A 15,726-nucleotide genomic window follows, 5' to 3' on the forward strand; every position below is an offset into this window, starting at 1 on the left:
CATTTGTCGTCACGCAACGTGACTGACGTGAGGACTCGTCTTGACTGCGCACACCACCGCCACCAGCCCCGTATCCGCCCCGTCAGCGGGCCGCTCGGAAGGGATGTCCACTGTGGAACGCAACGACTTGCTCGAATGGGCGCTCTACCTCGCCGGGATGGGGTGGCCGATCTTCCCGCTCGCCCCCGGCACCAAGAACCGCCCGATGGTCAAGGACTGGGAGAACCGCGCCCACCGCGACACCGACCGCATCCGCCGCTGCTGGGACACCGGCCGGTTCAACATCGCCGTCGCGACCGGCCCGGCCCGGCTGGTGGTACTGGACCCGGACGCCCCCGACGGATGGGACAACCTCACCGCCGTGGCCGCGGAGCGGGGCGGCCCGCTGCCGACGACCTACACCGTGGCCACGCCGTCCGGCGGCCGGCACCTGTACTACCTCGCCCCGGCCGGAACGAGCCTGCGCAACTCGCAGAGCGCCATCGCGGCTCATGTGGACGTTCGGGCGGCCGGCGGGTACGCGGTAGGACCAGGGTCGGTCACCGACGCCGGCGCGTACGAACTGCTCGACGACACCGACCCGGTCGAGCTGCCGGGCTGGTTGGTCCAAGCCTGCGCGGAACGTGCGTCTACGGCCAACTCAGCGCCCGTCCAGATCCGTTCTGCCACACCGACTCGCTACGGGGCGGCCGCACTCGCCGGGGAGTGCGAACGCGTCCGTACGGCCGGACCGGACACCCACAACGCCGTCCTGTCCGCCGCGGCCTACACCATCGGCCGCAAGGTCGGCGCCGACCTGATCGACCACACCACCGCCCGCACCGCGCTGATCGACGCGGCCGGGCACATGGTCACCGCCGGATGCGCCTGCACCGACCGCGAGATCACCCGCGTCGTCGACGCCGGACTAACCGCCGGCATCCGCAACCCCGTCGCCCGCCGGCAGGCCGCGTGATGACCACGCCGACCACCGCGGCCTGACCCCGCTCGCCCATCGGAAGGAACCGCGCCGATGACCAGTCCCGCCCGGCCCCTGCGGTCGGTCCCGCCCCAACCCGGCACCGGAGGAGGTGACATGCCCGCACTCGCCGACCTGACCGACACCGAGGAACGCGCCCGCGCGCAGGTCGCCCACGCCCGCAAGGCATTGCCCGGCCTGGACTCCGCCGTCTACGACACCTACCTCGGGTGGATCACCCACCAGATCGCCCCGACCACCGAAGCGGACCCGATCGGCATCCTCGCCTCCCTGCTCTGCGCCGCGGGTGTCCACCTCGGACGCTCCCCGCACGTGCGGGCCGGGGACGACTCACACCCGCTACTGGTCTGGCCGCTGATCGTCGGCCGCACCGGCGGCGGCCGGAAAGGGGCCGGGTGGGGCTCGGCACGGCGGGTGCTCACCGCCGCTGATGCGGACTTCATGACGGTCAACGTCCGCTCCGGACTCACCTCCGGGGAAGGGCTCGCCGCGATGTTCGCCGCCGACGAGGACGGCCCCGACGACGACGGCAAGCGCGCACCCGGCGCGCTCCCGCCCGGCGACAAGCGGCTGTTGGTGTTCGAGGCGGAGTGGGCCGGGGTCATGCAGCGCATGAAGCGCGAAGGCAACTCCCTGTCCGCGACCCTGCGGAACGCGTGGGACGGCGGGGACCTGTCCACCCTCGCCGTGTCCGCCCGCATCGCCAAGGACACCCACGTCGGCATCCTCGGGCACATCACCCCGAAGGAGTTCCGCGCCAAGGTCTCCGCGTCCGACCTCGCCGGCGGCACCTACAACCGGTTCCTCCCCATCGCCGTCGCCCAATGCCAGTTCCTCCCGTTCTCCCAAGGCGCCGACCCGAACCTGATCGACCGGCTCGGCTCCGAGCTGCGGGAGCGGCTGGCCGAAGGTGCGCAGTTCGGGACGCTCGGATTCACCGACGACGCGGTGGGGCTGTGGCGGCGGCTCTACATCGAACTCGGAGGCGACCACGGCGACGCCGAAGGCGGACCGGTGGAGGAGTTCTCCTCCCGCGCGGCCCCGAACTGCCTGCGCATCGCCGGCATCCACGCCGCGCTCGACGGCACCCCGACGATCGGGGTGGCGCACCTGACCGCCGCGGCCGCGCTGGTCCGCTACTCCATTGCCTCCGCCCGCGCCGTCTTCACCGACACCACCGCCCTCGCCAAGCTCGCCGCGTGGATCGGCGCGGCCGGCGCCGACGGCCGGACCCGGAAGGCGATTACGGCGGAGTACTTCCGCGGCAACACCCCCGCCGCCGAAGTCACCACCCTGCTCGACCAGCTCAAGGCCGCCGGGCAGATCACCGTCACCACCCGCCCGCCGGCCAGCGGCCGGGGCCGCCCGAGCGAGGTCTACACCGCCCGCGCCCCCGACAACCCCACGAACAAAACGAACTAACGAACTAAGTCGCTGACCTGCGGAAACGTCGCCGACTTAGTCGACTTAGTTCGCACCGAACGAACTAAGTCACCGAAGAAACCCCAGGTCAGGCACTTACTTCGTTCCTTCGTTTCCTACGTACCGAGGAGGCCCCGTGCACATCGCCACCACCCACCGCACCGCAGCACGAAGGGCTCACCACCAATGGCTACCGCCAACGACATTGCTCAGCTCGCCGCCGGCCTCGCCCAGCTCGCCGAACGTCTCGCCACACAGCACGTCGCCGACGCGCCGCCGGCGCCCCGGCCGCTGCCGCCGCGGGTTCTGCTGACCGTCGAAGAGGCCGGGGAACGGCTCGGCATCGGCCGCACCACCGCCTACAGCCTGGTCCGCTCCGGAGAGCTGGAATCCGTCCGCATCGGCCGACTCCGCCGCATCTCCGTATCCGCCATCGACGCGTTCGCCGCTCGCCTGGTCGCCGGCGACACCACGCAAAAAGCCGCCTAGGAGGAACTTCAAGTGGCACGCAGCAAGCGCCCCGAAGGTACGCGCAATCCGAACGGCGAAGGGAGCTTCTACTACAGCGAATACGACGGCTACTGGCACGCGAAGGTCACCGTTGGAGTTCTCGACAACGGCAAGCCGGATCGTCGTCATGTGAAGCGTCGCGACGAAACCGAAGCTCGCGAGGAATATCGAGCCTTGCTCAACGAGCGTGACAACGGCACTGTCCGAAAGAAGGGCAGGAAGTGGAAGGTGGACGCCTGGCTGATTCACTGGGTTGAGAACATCGCGCCGCTCACCGCGCGATACAAGACGGTTGTGGGTTACAAGACGGCCGTTTACAAGCACCTCGTGCCCGGCGTCGGCGCGCACTGGCTCCGCCAGATTGAGCCCGACCACTTCGAGAAGCTGTACGCGAAGATGCTGGAAGCGAAGCTCAAGCCCGCCACCGTGCACCAGGTCCACCGGACGGCCAGGACCGCGTTCGGGGAAGCAGAACGGCGCGGCATCGTGTTCCGCAACGTCGTCCGGCTCGCACGTGCCCCACGTGTCGAGGAAGAAGAAATTGAGCCCTTGGAACTGGAGGACGTCCAGAACGTCATCACGGCAGCGCTGAAAAGGCCGAACGGCGTCAGGTACGTAATCGCATTGGCTCTCGGCGCGCGGCAGGGGGAATCGCTCGGGTTCAAGTGGACCGCTCTGGATAAGAAGCGGAAGACGCTGCGCGTCCGGAAGGCGATTCAGCGGCAGAAGTGGAAGCACGGATGCGACGACTTCAATGCGTGCGGAGCGAAGTACCACAAGACCAAACCGTGTAAGGAGCCCTGCGCGAAGCACACGCGCCCGTGCCCGCCACCATGCCCACCCGATTGCGTGGAACACGCGCGAATGTGTCCTCAGCGCCACGGTGGCGGACTCGTTGAGGTCGACGTGAAGTCGCGCGCCGGCCGCCGAACGTGGACGCTTCCTGACGAGCTGTTCGGCCTGATCGAGCGCCACGAAGAGCAGCAGCAGCGCGCCCGGGAGCACGCGGGCAGCGAGTGGCAGGAAGGCGGGTGGATGTTCACTCAGCCCACCGGCAACCCCATCGATCCGAGGGCCGACTACGGCACCTGGTGCGAGTTGCTCGCCGAAGCGAAGGTGCGGCCGGCTCGACTGCATGACGCACGCCACACCGCGGCTACCGTGCTGCTGCTGCTCGGTGTGGACCCTCGCGTCGTCATGCAGATGATGGGCTGGTCCACGGAGAGCATGCGGAAGCGCTACCAGCACGTGACGGAAGAGCTCAGGCAGGACGTCGCAGGGCAGCTCAACGGCTACTTCTGGAAGGCCGCGTGAGGCACCCATTGGGCACTTCTTTGGGCACCTGACGCACGAAACAGCCCCCGTCCGGTTAGGGCGGGGGCTGTTTTGGCTGATCAGAACGGTGGCCAGGGCCGGGGTCGAACCGGCGACCTTCCGCTTTTCAGGCGGACGCTCGTACCAACTGAGCTACCTGGCCGGGAACGCCGGCAAGGAGCCGAACGATCTTGCGACCCTGACGGGACTCGAACCCGCGACCTTCGCCGTGACAGGGCGACGCGCTAACCAACTGCGCCACAGGGCCTTGCGCACTACAGTCTTGCCTTTACTGCGATACTGCGTACTCCCAACGGGATTCGAACCCGCGTTGCCGCCTTGAAAGGGCGGAGTCCTAGGCCGCTGGACGATGGGAGCCCGATCGGTTTCGGGTGACCGACCGACCGCGCTCTCAGGTCCCCCCGGGAGCGATTACCAGCATAGGGCACGCCGCCACCGCTTTGCACGGGGGTTCCCTTAAGCCCCCTACGAAGCCGAGACCTGCGTAAACAGCTCCGCCAGACGACGATCGAGCTCCTCCTGCTCCGGAGACGTCAGCACCGACGCCAGAAGCTCGTCGACCCGTGAGTCCGTCAAGGACTCCGCACGCTGCCAGCGTTCGCGCAGATCCGGCTTCCGCGAAGCCGCCGCCAGCAGCTCATCCGCCGCCTCCGCCAGCCACGCCGTGCGCAGGAGCCGCTCGCGGCCGCCCTCCGGGTCCGCGATCACCGCCTCCGGTACCGACAAGCCCAGCGCCCGCAGCGCCGCGAAGTGCAGGCCGCCGCGCAGCTCGCGGAAGACCATCAGCGCGAACCCGAGCCGTTCGACGTCGCCGGTGGGGCGCGACGCGTGCTTCCAGCCGGCGAACAGCGCCAGCCCGCTCGCGTCCGCGGCGTCGACCACGCGAAACAGCAGCTCCGCCAGACGGGCGGGCTCCGATACGGCCGAAAGGTTGACGCGCGACCACCGCGCCGATGACTCCGCGTAGGCACGGACGGAGGCGGGTGCGTCCAACGCCGCCGTCGCCGGCGGGAGGACGAAGTCGAAGAGCCAGTGCGGGAAAATCCCGAACAGTTCCGCGGCCACCTTCGGCGGGACGTCCCCGAGCACCGCCGACCGGCCCCGCACGTACAGCGAACGCGGTGGCAACCCAGCTTCCGCCTCGACCTCCGCCAGCTCCGGCGACGTCATGAACCGGCCGCCCAGCACCTGGACCACCGGCCGGATCCGGTTCGCCGGCCCGGCCGCACCCTCGATCGTCGTCATGTCCGTCCCCTTTCGACACGGCAAACGTAACACTGTTACAAAACCTGCGTCAAGAAAGACTCGCGACCTTGCGAATCACTCACCGGAAACGGCGGCAACCAGCACGAACATCACCGGACAGGCCCGGCGATCCCGCCAGGCCCCCGGCCACCACAACCTCAGCGCTGAACCGGCGCCTGCCCGCCCGCGTCCAGATCCAAACCCAGCATCTCCAGCAGCTGCGCGCAGTCTTCGACCCCCAGCGCACCGTTCGCCACCGCCAGCCGAGCCCGCCGGACCTGATCGTCCGACACCCGCTGCGCATCCGCGGCCCCGCTCCGCTGCGCCGGCAACCCCCCGGCGAACGGAGCACTCCCCCCATCGGCACCTTCGTACCGAAGGAGGAACTGCCGCACTTCAACAGACCCGCTCATAGCCCCTCCATACGGCTCACAACAGCTTGGCCGCGAGGCTAGCCAGCACCGGCCGCCGCACACAGCCCCCCGGAGAGTGAACCTGAGGCCACGCTCCGCTCAACGCAGCGCAATCGGCACAGAGAGAGAAGGTCACCACCCGAACGACGGTCACCTGGCCCGGAAGTGACACCGCACGCGGAAATTTCCCGCTCTCCACTCGCCCGAAGAGGGAACTCGTGCAACAATCGAAGTGCTGACACACCCCCGGTCAGCGCCTGTGGAGATCCCCTCCGACCCCCGCGTTCCTCCCCCTGGCGCGGGGGTCCTCCATTTCTGGGGCGGCTCGGGCTTCGCCCTTCGCCCTGCCCCATTCATTCCGGTGTGTTGCCCGGGGGGCCGAGCCCCCCGGACCCCCACGGTGCCTCTGGCTCGGCTTCCAGCCGGTGCCGGTTTTCGCCTCGGGCGCGGAGCGCCCTGGCGAGCCTCGTGATCGACTCGGTGTGTTAGTGGGGGATTACACTCGGCTTATTGGGGGTTTGGCTGAATGGGGTGCCGTTGGGCTGATTGAGGCGACCGCTTGGCGTGTTGTGGCTCACAGTGGTTTGCGGGGTGAGACCTAACCGTTATCGTGGCGTTCGTGCCTCTTCCCTCCCTTGGCCGCTTGAGCAGCCGGACGAACCTCAAAGCCGCGTCCTCCGGACGCCATCGTGGTGCCGCGAAGCCTGCGGATGATGGCGTTGTCGAGGACACGGAACTCACCTCCTACCTGGCCGCGCTGGCCCCGGACGCTGACAACGAGAGCACCGGGACCGGCAAGCGGTTCGGTGAGGCTCAGGTCATCCAGCTCCGGATGAGCCTCATCGCCAACCAGCAACTGAAGGACATCGCCGCCGATCGGGACATCTCGCCCCAGGTGCTTGCTCAGGAGTGGATCCTCGAGCGGCTCAACTGGGAAGGTCAGGCATCGTCGCTGCAGGACCAGCGGCAGCAGGCCGGGAACCTCGGCGAACTGACCGAGCTCACCGACGAGTTCCACTTCCCCGCTGATGCCTTCGACGCGCCGACGCCGGCCGTCGGGCGACGCTGAGCGTCCTCTTTTCTCCATGAGAAAGGGCCCCCGGCATGCTCGCCGGGGGCCCTTCGCTCAGGCCTCAAGACAACGCTGAAGGGGCCTGTCTCAGATCGCGCGGACCTTCTGGGCCTGCGGGCCCTTCTGTCCTTGGCCGACCTCGAACTCCACTCGCTGGTTCTCCTCGAGGGTGCGGAAACCGCGGCCTTCGATCTCCGAGTAGTGAACGAACACGTCGCCTTCGCCGCCGTCCTGCGCGATGAAGCCGAAGCCCTTCTCCGCGTTGAACCACTTCACAGTGCCTTGCGCCACCGCTGTTCTCCTCGTTGCACAGATCCGCTTCGAATGCCACCGAAGCGGCACCCCGGCCGTCCCGGGCGGTTCCAACGAGTCGAGTCGAGAGCGTGTCGGCTCCATGGCTCGCGTCAGAAGTTCCGCGAGTGTGAAGCCACGAACACGCAAAACGACGGCCTGCACGCAGACTACCGGGATCTGGCCAAAGTTGAACCCCGTGATCGAGGCGAAAACCGCCTGTCCGGGCCAAGGTCACCGGAACGTCGTAGGGCTCCCGGCCACGTTCTGTCGGACCCACCGGTTAGTCTTGGGCCGCACAGCGACCCCGTGATCACCGGATACGGCTCGGAGTCGCCCGTGCCCCCTTAGTGAAAGCCTCCGCGGGAATATGTGACCTTCGTCACGTCACTGTTGCTCAACGTAGCAGGTCCGCGAGACGTCTCGTTGAGGGGAAGCACCAAAGGGGCAAAGGGGAAATGTGTTGACGGTGAGGACTTCCACGCGGCGCCGGGGCGCGGCTGTGGCACTGGGCTTGGTCGCCGTGCTCACGCTGGGGGCGTGCAGCAGTGAACCGACGGTGTCGGCGAGCGGGACGTCGGGCGGGGGCCCGACGCAGTCGCCCGCGCCCACCGCGCAGCCGGCGAAACTGACGGTGACGCCGGCCGGTGGCGCGCAGGACGTGCCACCGGGCGAACCGGTCGAGGTCAAGGTCGACAGCGGCACGATCGTGTCGGTCTCGCTGACGAACCCGGACGGCAAGCAGGTCCAGGGCCAGACGTCGGCGGACAAGAAGACCTGGAACACCACCGAGCAGCTCGGCTACGGCAAGACCTACACGTGGTCCGGCCAGGCGCAGGGCGCCGACGGCAAGAACGTGCCCATCGGCGGCGCGTTCACCACGGTGAAGCCGAAGCGCCAGATGTCGGCCAGCCTGAACGTCGGCGACGGGCAGACGTACGGCATCGCGATGCCGATCGCGCTGTCCTTCCCGAGCCGCGTCACCGACAAGGCTTCCGTCGAGAAGGCGCTTTCCGTCGAGACCACGCCGAAGACCGAGGGCTCGTGGGGCTGGACGGACGGCGACACCTCGGTGCACTGGCGGCCCAAGGAGTACTACAAGCCGGGCACCACGGTGAAGGTCAACGCCAAGATCTACGGCGTCAAGATCGGTGAAGGCGTGTACGGCAAGCAGGACGTGTCGGCCAGCTTCGCCATCGGCCGTTCGCAGATCGTCAAGGGCAACACCACGCAGCACACGATGCAGGTGATCCGCGACGGCCAGCAGATCGCCGACTACCCGGTGAGCTACGGCCTCGACTCCGACCCGGGCCGCGTCACCCACAGCGGCGTGCACGTCGTGATGGGCAAGCAGTCGACGTACGCGATGAGCAACCCGAAGTACCACTACGAAAACGTCGTGGTGCCGTGGGCGGTCCGGATCTCCAACAACGGCGAGTTCATCCACGGCCTGGCGGCGTCGGTCTGGGCGCAGGGCAAGAAGAACATCTCGCACGGTTGCCTGAACCTGTCGCCGGCGCGGGCCAAGGAGTACTACGACGGCGTGCTCACGGGTGACCCCGTCGAGATCACGGGAAGCACGCAGACGCTGAGCGCCAAGGACGGCGACTACAGCGACTGGACGTACGACTGGGCGGGCTGGCAGAAGCTGTCGGCGCTCGCCGGCTGAGACCTTTCACGACCACCGGGCGGCCGGGAAGTCCACGCGGACCTCCCGGCCGTTCGTCGTTCCCGGGCCACCGAACTCCCCGCCGAACGTCTTCGAGATCGGCGGGAATTCGATGCAACCCCGGTGCCCGCCCACCGCATGACTAAGGGCAGAGGCGCGCCGATCCCGGCCGCGCCCGCGAGAAGAGGAGCTGTCTTGCGTATCCGTATCGCCCTTTCCCTCGGCGCTCTCGTGCTCGCCGGTGGTGCCCTGACCGGTGGCATCGCGCTGGCTTCGGAGGCGCAGCCGCCGGCACCGTCCGCGACGACCCGGCCCACCGAGCCGCCGTCCGCGATGCCGACCACCAGCCGCCGGCCGACCAAGGCGCCGACCGCCGTGCCCGCCCCGCCGCGCGAGGCGACGAAGGCCCCCGGCGCGGTGCGCGTCCCCCGCGCCGTGCCCGCCGGCCCGACCGGCGACCTGCACCTGCCGGCCATCGGGGCGACCCGATAGCCCGGTGATCTCCCGCTCCCGTCCGTCGACCGGGCCGGGCTCGCCGTGGGACGGCGAGTTCGCCCGGTACTTCGGCGAGCGCGCGCACAGCCTGCGGTCCACCGCCTTCCTGCTCTGCGGCGACTGGCACCAAGCCGAGGACCTCACGCAGGCCGCGCTGCTCAAGCTCTACCTCGCCTGGCCGAGGCTGTCGCGCCACGACGCCTTGGACGCCTACGCCCGCAAGGTCGTGCTGCGCACGTTCCTCGCCGAGCACCGGCGCAGCAGGTGGAAACGGGAGCGGCTCACCGACGCCCCGCCGGAGCTCCCGGCGGACGCCACCGGGAGCGACCAGGACCTGCTGGTCCGGCAGGCGCTGGCCGTACTGGCCCCCAAGCAGCGCGCCGTGCTGGTGCTGCGGTACTTCGAGGACCTGAGCGTCGAGGAGACGGCGCAAGCCCTCGGCTGCAGCACCGGCACGGTGAAGAGCCAGGCCTCCCGCGGCCTGGCGACGCTGCGCAACCGGCTCGGCCCGCACTACGGTGCGCTGACCTTCAGCGCGCCCACGGAGGGGAGGTGACGAACATGGACCCCGAAGACGACGTCCGCGCGTTCCTGACGGGCGCGGCCGGCGGCGCGCAGCCGCCGTTGCGCCTCGAAGCCACCGACGTGATCGAGCGCGGCGGCCGGGTCCGGCGACGACGCAAGCGCTGGGCAGTAGCCGGCACCTCGACGGCGACGGCGGTGATCCTCGCGGTGGCCGGTTTCCTGGCCGGTCACCGCGCCGGGCCGCCGGACCCCGTGCAACCCGCCGACCCGGGACTGTCCACGATCGGCACCACCGCTCCCAGCTCACCGCCGCCCGCCGAGGTCCCGGCGACGTCGATCGCGCCGCCGGCGGCGCAGCCGGGCCGGACGCAGCCGCGCGCGTCGAAGACGACGGTGCCGACCCCGTCCACCCGGAAGGTCGAGCGGCCGACGGCCCCGCCGTCGGCGAATCCGACGGAGACGAGCAAGGAAGCGCCCGTGGCGACCACGTCACGCTAGACGTTTCCGCAGGTCAGCGACGTGTCGCAGATCACCGTTTCAAAGTGGGTTTCCGACGAAATACCCGGGCTTCCCGTGGCGATATGCCCTGTGGTGTTCCGCTGGGAACGCCGGACGACTGCTCAGCCGGACGCTCCGCCGCCGGCCCGAGAACCCGAGGAGGAAGCACATGGTGCTCGCCGCATTGATCGTCGAAACCGGAATCGCTGTCGTGGTCGCCGGAGCGCTGGCCGCTTGGTCCCGCAAGCGCTTCACTCCTCGGAGCGACGCGAACTGACCAGGCTGACCCTCAGCGCACGTGTGCCCCGCCCGGTGATCCGGACGGGGCACACGTGTTTCGGGCGCGGGCCGCTCAGCGCTGAGCGGCCGTGCCGGTCAAGGACTTGCCGTCCTCGGTGTCGATCTGGTCCATCGGCACCTGCGACGTCTCCGGGATCCTGATGATCGGGATGATCGCGATCAGCGCCGCGGCCATCAGGTAGTACGCCGGCCAGTCCGGGTTGCCCGTGCTCTGGATCAACGCCGTCACGATGACACCGCAGGTGCCACCGAACAGCGACGTCGAGACGTTGTAGCCGATCGCGAACGAGCCGTACCGAACGCGGGTCGGGAACATCGCCGGGAACGTCGAGCCGATCACCGCGAGCATCAGCACCAGCAGGATCGCCACGATCAGGAACCCGACGAAGAGCCACAGGATGCTGCCGGACTGCATCAGCTTGAGGGACGGCCAGCTCAGCACGAGGAACCCGATCGCCGCGGTGAGCAGCAAGGGTTTCCGGCCGATCCGGTCGGACAGCGCGCCGAGCGGGATGATGATCGCCATCTGGAGGACCTCGACCGCGATGATGATCAGCGTCGACGTGTTGTCGTTGATCTTCAACGTTTCCGTGAAGTACGTCGGCATCGTGGTCAGCAGCAGGTAGTCCGCGACGTTCAGCAGCAGGACGATGCCGATCAGGTTGAGGATCATCCGCCAGTTGCGGGTGAAGATCTCCTTGAGCGGCGCCTTCCGCGGCTTCTCGCCCGAGGCTTCCAGCCGGCGGAACTCGGGGGTGTCCTCGAGCTTGTTCCGCAGGTACAGCCCGATCAGGCCGAGCGGCAGCGCGACGAAGAACGGGATCCGCCAGCCCCAGGCGTCGACCTGGTCGGCCGACAGGGACAGCGTCACGGAGAGCACCACGAGGTTGCCGAGCACGTAGCCGGCCAGCGTGCCGAGCTCGAGGAAGCTGCCGAAGAACCCTCGGCGTTTCGTCGGCGAGTACTCGGCGATGAACGTCGCCGCTCCGCCGTATTCACCACCGGTGGAGAAGCCCTGGATGATCCGCAGCAGCAGGATCGCGATCGGTGCCGCGATGCCCATGCTGTAGCCACCGGCGTACGTCGGCAGGACGCCGACCAGGAAGGTGCAGCCGGACATCAGCAGGATCGTGATGGCGAGGACCCTCTTGCGGCCGATCTTGTCGCCGAGCGGCCCGAAGAACGCCCCGCCGAACGGCCGCACGATGAACCCGACCGCCAGCAGCGCCAGTGATTTCAGCACCGCGTTCCCCTCGCCGGGGAAGAACTGCGAGCCGATGCTCACCGCGATCGCGCCCGAGGTGAAGACGCCGTAGTCGTACCACTCGGTCGCGTTGCCCATCGCGGACGCCCACACGGCGCGCTTGACGGTTCTCTCGTCCGCCTGGGGTTTGCCCGTCGTTGCTGCTGGTTCGCTCATGCCGGCGACAACCTCCTCCGTGCAGTGCCCATTGGGCCGTTCGAGCTCATCCGCTCAGTCTTGCCCGGTCGGCCGGGGTCGGCAGCCTGAGCCGGAGATCTTCTACGGTGGGGGACTTTCCGGCTACCGAGAGGTATACGTTGCCTGCTTACGGCACGGGCCGGGCGCGCCGGGCGGCTACCGGCGAGTTAACGTCAGCGCATGAGTCGTGTTTCTCAACCCTGGCCGCCGGTGCAGGTCGAGCCGGCCGTCCCGCACCCGAAGGCGCCGGCACCGGGCACTGAGCTCGGCGTGCACTTCAGCGAGTGCTTCGGCTGCGGCGACGAGGCCGACGCCGGGCTGCACCTGCGCTCGACGGTCGGCGAGGGCCAGGTCATCCACTCGCGGTTCACCGTGACGGCGGCGCACCAGGGCGCACCCGGGCTCGCCCACGGCGGCCTCCTGGCCTGCGCGTTCGACGAGGCCCTCGGCTCGACGGTCGGCAACCTGATGCGCCGCCCGGCGGTGACGGGCAAGCTCGAGACGGACTTCCGCCGCCCGGTCCCGGTCGGCTCGACGCTGTTCATCGAGGCCCGGCTGGACGGCATCGCGGGCCGCAAGATCTACGTCAGCGCCGACGGCCGCCTCGACGCCGAGGACGGCCCGATCGCGGTGAGCGCGCGGGCGCTGTTCATCGTCGTGGGCTTCGAGCACTTCAGCACGCACGGCGACTCCCAGGCGCTGGAGAAGCTGGCCGCGCAGCACGAGAAGAACCAGCAGAGCCGGCGCGAAGAGCGCGACTGGGACATCAACCCCTGACTCAGCGGACTCCCGCGGCTTGTCAGGTGAGGGTGCGCGGGCGGATGGCGTTGGCGCGGTCCACGAGCTTCACGCGCTCGTCGACCGTGCTCGCCAGCCGCGCCAGCGCGCGGTAGCACCGCTCCAGCCCGAACCGCAGCTCCCGCTCGTCCAGCGACCACCCCAGCACCCGCGCGCCCGGCGTGGGCTTGCCCTGCTTGAGCCAGTCGTGCGCGGCCTCGAGCACCCCGGCGGACAGCCGCGTCTGCCGCTCGAGGTCGAGCCGGAGCCGCTCCAAGCGGGACGACGCGTCCAGCAGGTCGTGTTCGGTCACCGGCGTCTCGCGGCCGTTCGCCTTGGTCGCCGTCGTCTTGATCTTGATCGCCGCGACCTGGGCGTCGACGTAGTGCGTCGAGGACGGCGGGACTGTCTCCAGCACCTCCACCGCGCTGTTGCGCGCGCCCTGCGCGAGGTACACCCGCGCGAGGCCGAACGCCGCGCTGACGTACGTGCGGTCGGTCCGCCAGACCAGCTCGTAGAACCGCGCGGCGGCGAAGTAGTCGCCGACGCCCTCGGCGCTGATCCCCAGCGCGAGCTTCGGCGCGATCTCGCCCGGCAGGTCGTCGTACACGGACTCGAACGCGACCTGCGCGACCCGCGGCCGGCTGCCGGCCAGCTCGATCAGGCCGCGGTACCAGTCGATCCGCCAGTCGTGCGGGAAACCGTTCTTGATCGCCAGGTACTGCCCCGCCTGCAGCTGCCGCTGCGCCTCGGCCAGCTCGCCCAGCTCGATCCGGGCGCGCACGATCCGCAGCCGCACCTCGATCGACTCCCGCGGCGCGCCGGCCAGCGCCTCGATGGCGCCGCGCGGGTCGAGCGCGGTCGTCGTGGCGAGCACGCCCGCCGCCGGGTCGTCCGTGTCGACCTGCGGGATCGGCAGGCCGGCGACGACCTCGGCCGCGCCGGGCAGCGGCACGCTCTGGCCGGTCTCCGGCACCACCAGCTGCACGCCGAACGTGCGGCTCTCCGGGCCGAACACCGTCGACGCGCCGGGCCGCGGCTTGCCGGTGCCGAGCGCCATGATCTCGCGCAGCACCCCGGTCAGCTGGTCGCCCATCTCCTCGGCGGAGAGGAACCGCCGGTCCGGGTCGGCGTGCGTCGCGCGCCGCAGGAACCGGTAGTAGGAACCGAAGAGCGCGAACAGCGGGACCGCGTCCGGGCCGGGCAGCGTCGTCTTGAACTTGCTGGTGTAGCCGGTGAACTCGAAGCTCAGCACCGCGAGCGTGCGCCCGACGGTGAACAGGTCCGACGCCACCGACGCGCCCTGTTTCGCCAGCTCCGGCGCGCTGTAGCCGGTGGTGAAGAACAGCGGGCTCTCGTAGTCGTCCATCCGCCGGACCGCACCCAGGTCGATCAGCTTCAGCTGTTCGTTGGTCTGGATCACGTTGTCCGGCTTGAGGTCGCAGTAGAGCAGGTTCTGGCTGTGCAGGTACCCCAGCGCGGGCAGGATCTCCAGCCCGTACGCGATGACCTGGCCGATCGGCAGCGGCTCCGGGCGCCGGCTCTCGCGGTGGTGCGCCAGCGCGAGCTGCCGCAGCGACTGGCCGCCGACGTACTCCATGACGATGTAGCCGACGGTCGTCCCGCTGTGGGCGTCCGGGTGCTGCACGAAGTTGTGGATCTTGACGATGTTCGGGTGCTCGACCTCGGCCAGGAACCGCTGCTCGTTGGCCGCGGCCGCCATCGCCGTCTGGTCGCCGGTGTCGATCAGTCCTTTGAGGACGACCCAGCGGTCGCTGACGTTGTGGTCCTGCGCCAGGTAGATCCAGCCCAGGCCGCCGTAGGCGATCGCGCCGAGTACTTCGTACTGACCGCCGACGAGCTCGTGCGGCTCCAGCTTCGGGACGAACGAGAACGACGCGCCGCAGTTCTCGCACTTTCCTTCCGGCGCACCGGGTTTGCCGTCCTTGCCCCGGCCGACCTTCGCGGCGCAGCTGCCGCAGAACCGCTTTTCCTCCGACACCATCGGGTTCGCCAGCACCGCCGACGCGGGATCGCGCGCGGGCACCGGCGGGACCTCGACCAGCCCGGCGCCGAGCCGGCCGCGGCGCGAGCGCGACGTCCGCGACGACGTCCGCCGCGAGGTGCCGGGGAACGACCCCGAGCCGGAGCCCGAGCCGCTGCCGGTTCCCGCGCCGGTCCCGGTGCCGGTGTGCCGGCCTTCGCTGCTGCGTTCGGGCAGGACGCTTTCGGTGCCCGGGTCGGGCAGCGGCGTGTCCGGACCGGTGTCCGGCCGCGGCGCCGGCGGCATGATGCTCTGGGTCTCCGGCGCCGGCGCGGCGAGCACGCTCGTCGGCTGCGGCGCGTTCGGGTCCGGGCGGATCGCCTGCGTCGGGGGCTGCACCGCCTGCGTCGCCTGGACCGGCGGCAGGACGGGGTTGATGCTGCCCGGCGGGCGCGTCGGGTCTTCCGCGCCGGGGATGGTCCCGCGCACGACCGACGGCTGTCCGCCCGGCGGCGTCGGCGGACGGCGGACCGGCGCGTGGATGACGGTCTCCTCGCCACCGGAACCACCGGGGGGCACGCCGTCGTCGAGGCGGCCCGAGATCGACGGCTCCGGCGTCTCCCACCGCACCGGTGGCGGCGGTTGCCAGGTCGGCCGGGCCACCTGCTGCTGCTGCTGCTCTTCGTCCGGCGCGGCGTGCCGAGGACGGCGCGACTCCTCCGACACTGCTACCTCCCAGATCCCCGGCGTGCGAGGACCGATCCTAGTCG

General features: G+C 69.8%; 15 protein-coding genes and 3 tRNA genes. 10 read left to right on the plus strand and 8 right to left on the minus strand.

Features of this window, described 5'->3' with window-relative positions; translation table 11 throughout:
• Positions 1-103 precede the first annotated feature (103 nt).
• The 4 genes from AB0N03_RS30080 to AB0N03_RS30095 all read left to right on the plus strand — a co-directional run bounded on the left by AB0N03_RS30080 (position 104) and on the right by AB0N03_RS30095 (position 4,225).
• Positions 104-955, plus strand: coding sequence for a bifunctional DNA primase/polymerase (locus AB0N03_RS30080; protein WP_364378320.1), 852 nt, complete (start codon positions 104-106; stop codon positions 953-955).
• A gap of 120 nt (positions 956-1,075) precedes the next feature.
• Complete coding sequence (locus AB0N03_RS30085; RefSeq protein WP_364378322.1) at positions 1,076-2,401, plus strand: DUF3987 domain-containing protein; 1,326 nt, start codon at positions 1,076-1,078, stop codon at positions 2,399-2,401.
• 186 nt (positions 2,402-2,587) lie between these two features.
• Positions 2,588-2,890 (plus strand): helix-turn-helix domain-containing protein, encoded by a 303-nt coding sequence (locus tag AB0N03_RS30090; RefSeq protein WP_364378324.1) that lies wholly within the window; start codon positions 2,588-2,590, stop codon positions 2,888-2,890.
• A gap of 12 nt (positions 2,891-2,902) precedes the next feature.
• Positions 2,903-4,225, plus strand: a complete 1,323-nt coding sequence (locus AB0N03_RS30095) for a tyrosine-type recombinase/integrase (protein WP_364378326.1) — start codon at positions 2,903-2,905, stop codon at positions 4,223-4,225.
• A gap of 89 nt (positions 4,226-4,314) precedes the next feature.
• Here AB0N03_RS30095 and AB0N03_RS30100 read toward each other — a convergent pair.
• From AB0N03_RS30100 to AB0N03_RS30120, 5 genes are all read right to left on the minus strand, one after another.
• Positions 4,315-4,388: transfer RNA gene (locus AB0N03_RS30100), tRNA-Phe, on the minus strand.
• Between the two features lie 31 nt (positions 4,389-4,419).
• A tRNA-Asp gene (locus AB0N03_RS30105) sits at positions 4,420-4,493 on the minus strand.
• Between the two features lie 37 nt (positions 4,494-4,530).
• A tRNA-Glu gene (locus tag AB0N03_RS30110) sits at positions 4,531-4,603 on the minus strand.
• Positions 4,604-4,711: 108 nt separating this feature from the next.
• Positions 4,712-5,491, minus strand: a complete 780-nt coding sequence (locus AB0N03_RS30115; protein WP_364378328.1) for a hypothetical protein — start codon at positions 5,489-5,491, stop codon at positions 4,712-4,714.
• 158 nt (positions 5,492-5,649) lie between these two features.
• Positions 5,650-5,904: a hypothetical protein gene (locus AB0N03_RS30120; RefSeq protein WP_364378330.1), complete on the minus strand. Its 255-nt coding sequence runs from the start codon at positions 5,902-5,904 to the stop codon at positions 5,650-5,652.
• A gap of 619 nt (positions 5,905-6,523) precedes the next feature.
• Here AB0N03_RS30120 and AB0N03_RS30125 point away from each other — a divergent pair.
• Positions 6,524-6,973, plus strand: a complete 450-nt coding sequence (locus tag AB0N03_RS30125; RefSeq protein WP_364378331.1) for a hypothetical protein — start codon at positions 6,524-6,526, stop codon at positions 6,971-6,973.
• A gap of 90 nt (positions 6,974-7,063) precedes the next feature.
• Here AB0N03_RS30125 and AB0N03_RS30130 read toward each other — a convergent pair whose 3' ends face one another.
• On the minus strand, positions 7,064-7,267 hold the full coding sequence (locus tag AB0N03_RS30130) for a cold-shock protein (RefSeq protein ID WP_003097368.1): 204 nt from the start codon (positions 7,265-7,267) through the stop codon (positions 7,064-7,066).
• Positions 7,268-7,736: 469 nt separating this feature from the next.
• Here AB0N03_RS30130 and AB0N03_RS30135 point away from each other — a divergent pair, with 469 nt between their 5' ends.
• From AB0N03_RS30135 to AB0N03_RS30150, 4 genes are all read left to right on the plus strand, one after another.
• Positions 7,737-8,936: an Ig-like domain-containing protein gene (locus AB0N03_RS30135; protein WP_364378333.1), complete on the plus strand. Its 1,200-nt coding sequence runs from the start codon at positions 7,737-7,739 to the stop codon at positions 8,934-8,936.
• A 195-nt stretch (positions 8,937-9,131) separates the two neighbouring features.
• Positions 9,132-9,428, plus strand: coding sequence for a hypothetical protein (locus tag AB0N03_RS30140; RefSeq protein WP_364378334.1), 297 nt, complete (start codon positions 9,132-9,134; stop codon positions 9,426-9,428).
• A 4-nt stretch (positions 9,429-9,432) separates the two neighbouring features.
• Positions 9,433-9,987 (plus strand): SigE family RNA polymerase sigma factor, encoded by a 555-nt coding sequence (locus tag AB0N03_RS30145; RefSeq protein WP_364378336.1) that lies wholly within the window; start codon positions 9,433-9,435, stop codon positions 9,985-9,987.
• A 5-nt stretch (positions 9,988-9,992) separates the two neighbouring features.
• Positions 9,993-10,454 carry a hypothetical protein gene (locus AB0N03_RS30150; protein WP_364378338.1) on the plus strand — a complete coding sequence of 154 codons (462 nt, stop codon included), beginning with the start codon at positions 9,993-9,995 and terminating at the stop codon, positions 10,452-10,454.
• A 352-nt stretch (positions 10,455-10,806) separates the two neighbouring features.
• Here the strand turns inward: AB0N03_RS30150 and AB0N03_RS30155 are convergent, their stop codons facing one another.
• Positions 10,807-12,174 carry an MFS transporter gene (locus tag AB0N03_RS30155; RefSeq protein ID WP_364378340.1) on the minus strand — a complete coding sequence of 456 codons (1,368 nt, stop codon included), beginning with the start codon at positions 12,172-12,174 and terminating at the stop codon, positions 10,807-10,809.
• A gap of 201 nt (positions 12,175-12,375) precedes the next feature.
• On the opposite strand from AB0N03_RS30155, the gene AB0N03_RS30160 reads away from it, so the two are divergent.
• Complete coding sequence (locus AB0N03_RS30160) at positions 12,376-12,972, plus strand: PaaI family thioesterase (RefSeq protein ID WP_364378342.1); 597 nt, start codon at positions 12,376-12,378, stop codon at positions 12,970-12,972.
• Between the two features lie 22 nt (positions 12,973-12,994).
• Here AB0N03_RS30160 and AB0N03_RS30165 read toward each other — a convergent pair whose 3' ends face one another.
• The gene (locus AB0N03_RS30165) at positions 12,995-15,682 is read right to left on the minus strand and encodes a tetratricopeptide repeat protein (protein WP_364378343.1); all 2,688 of its coding nucleotides are present in this window, start codon (positions 15,680-15,682) and stop codon (positions 12,995-12,997) included.
• Positions 15,683-15,726: the final 44 nt, after the last annotated feature.

Origin of the sequence: Amycolatopsis sp. NPDC051061 (assembly GCF_040682935.1) — a bacterium.
Taxonomy (GTDB): domain Bacteria; phylum Actinomycetota; class Actinomycetes; order Mycobacteriales; family Pseudonocardiaceae; genus Amycolatopsis.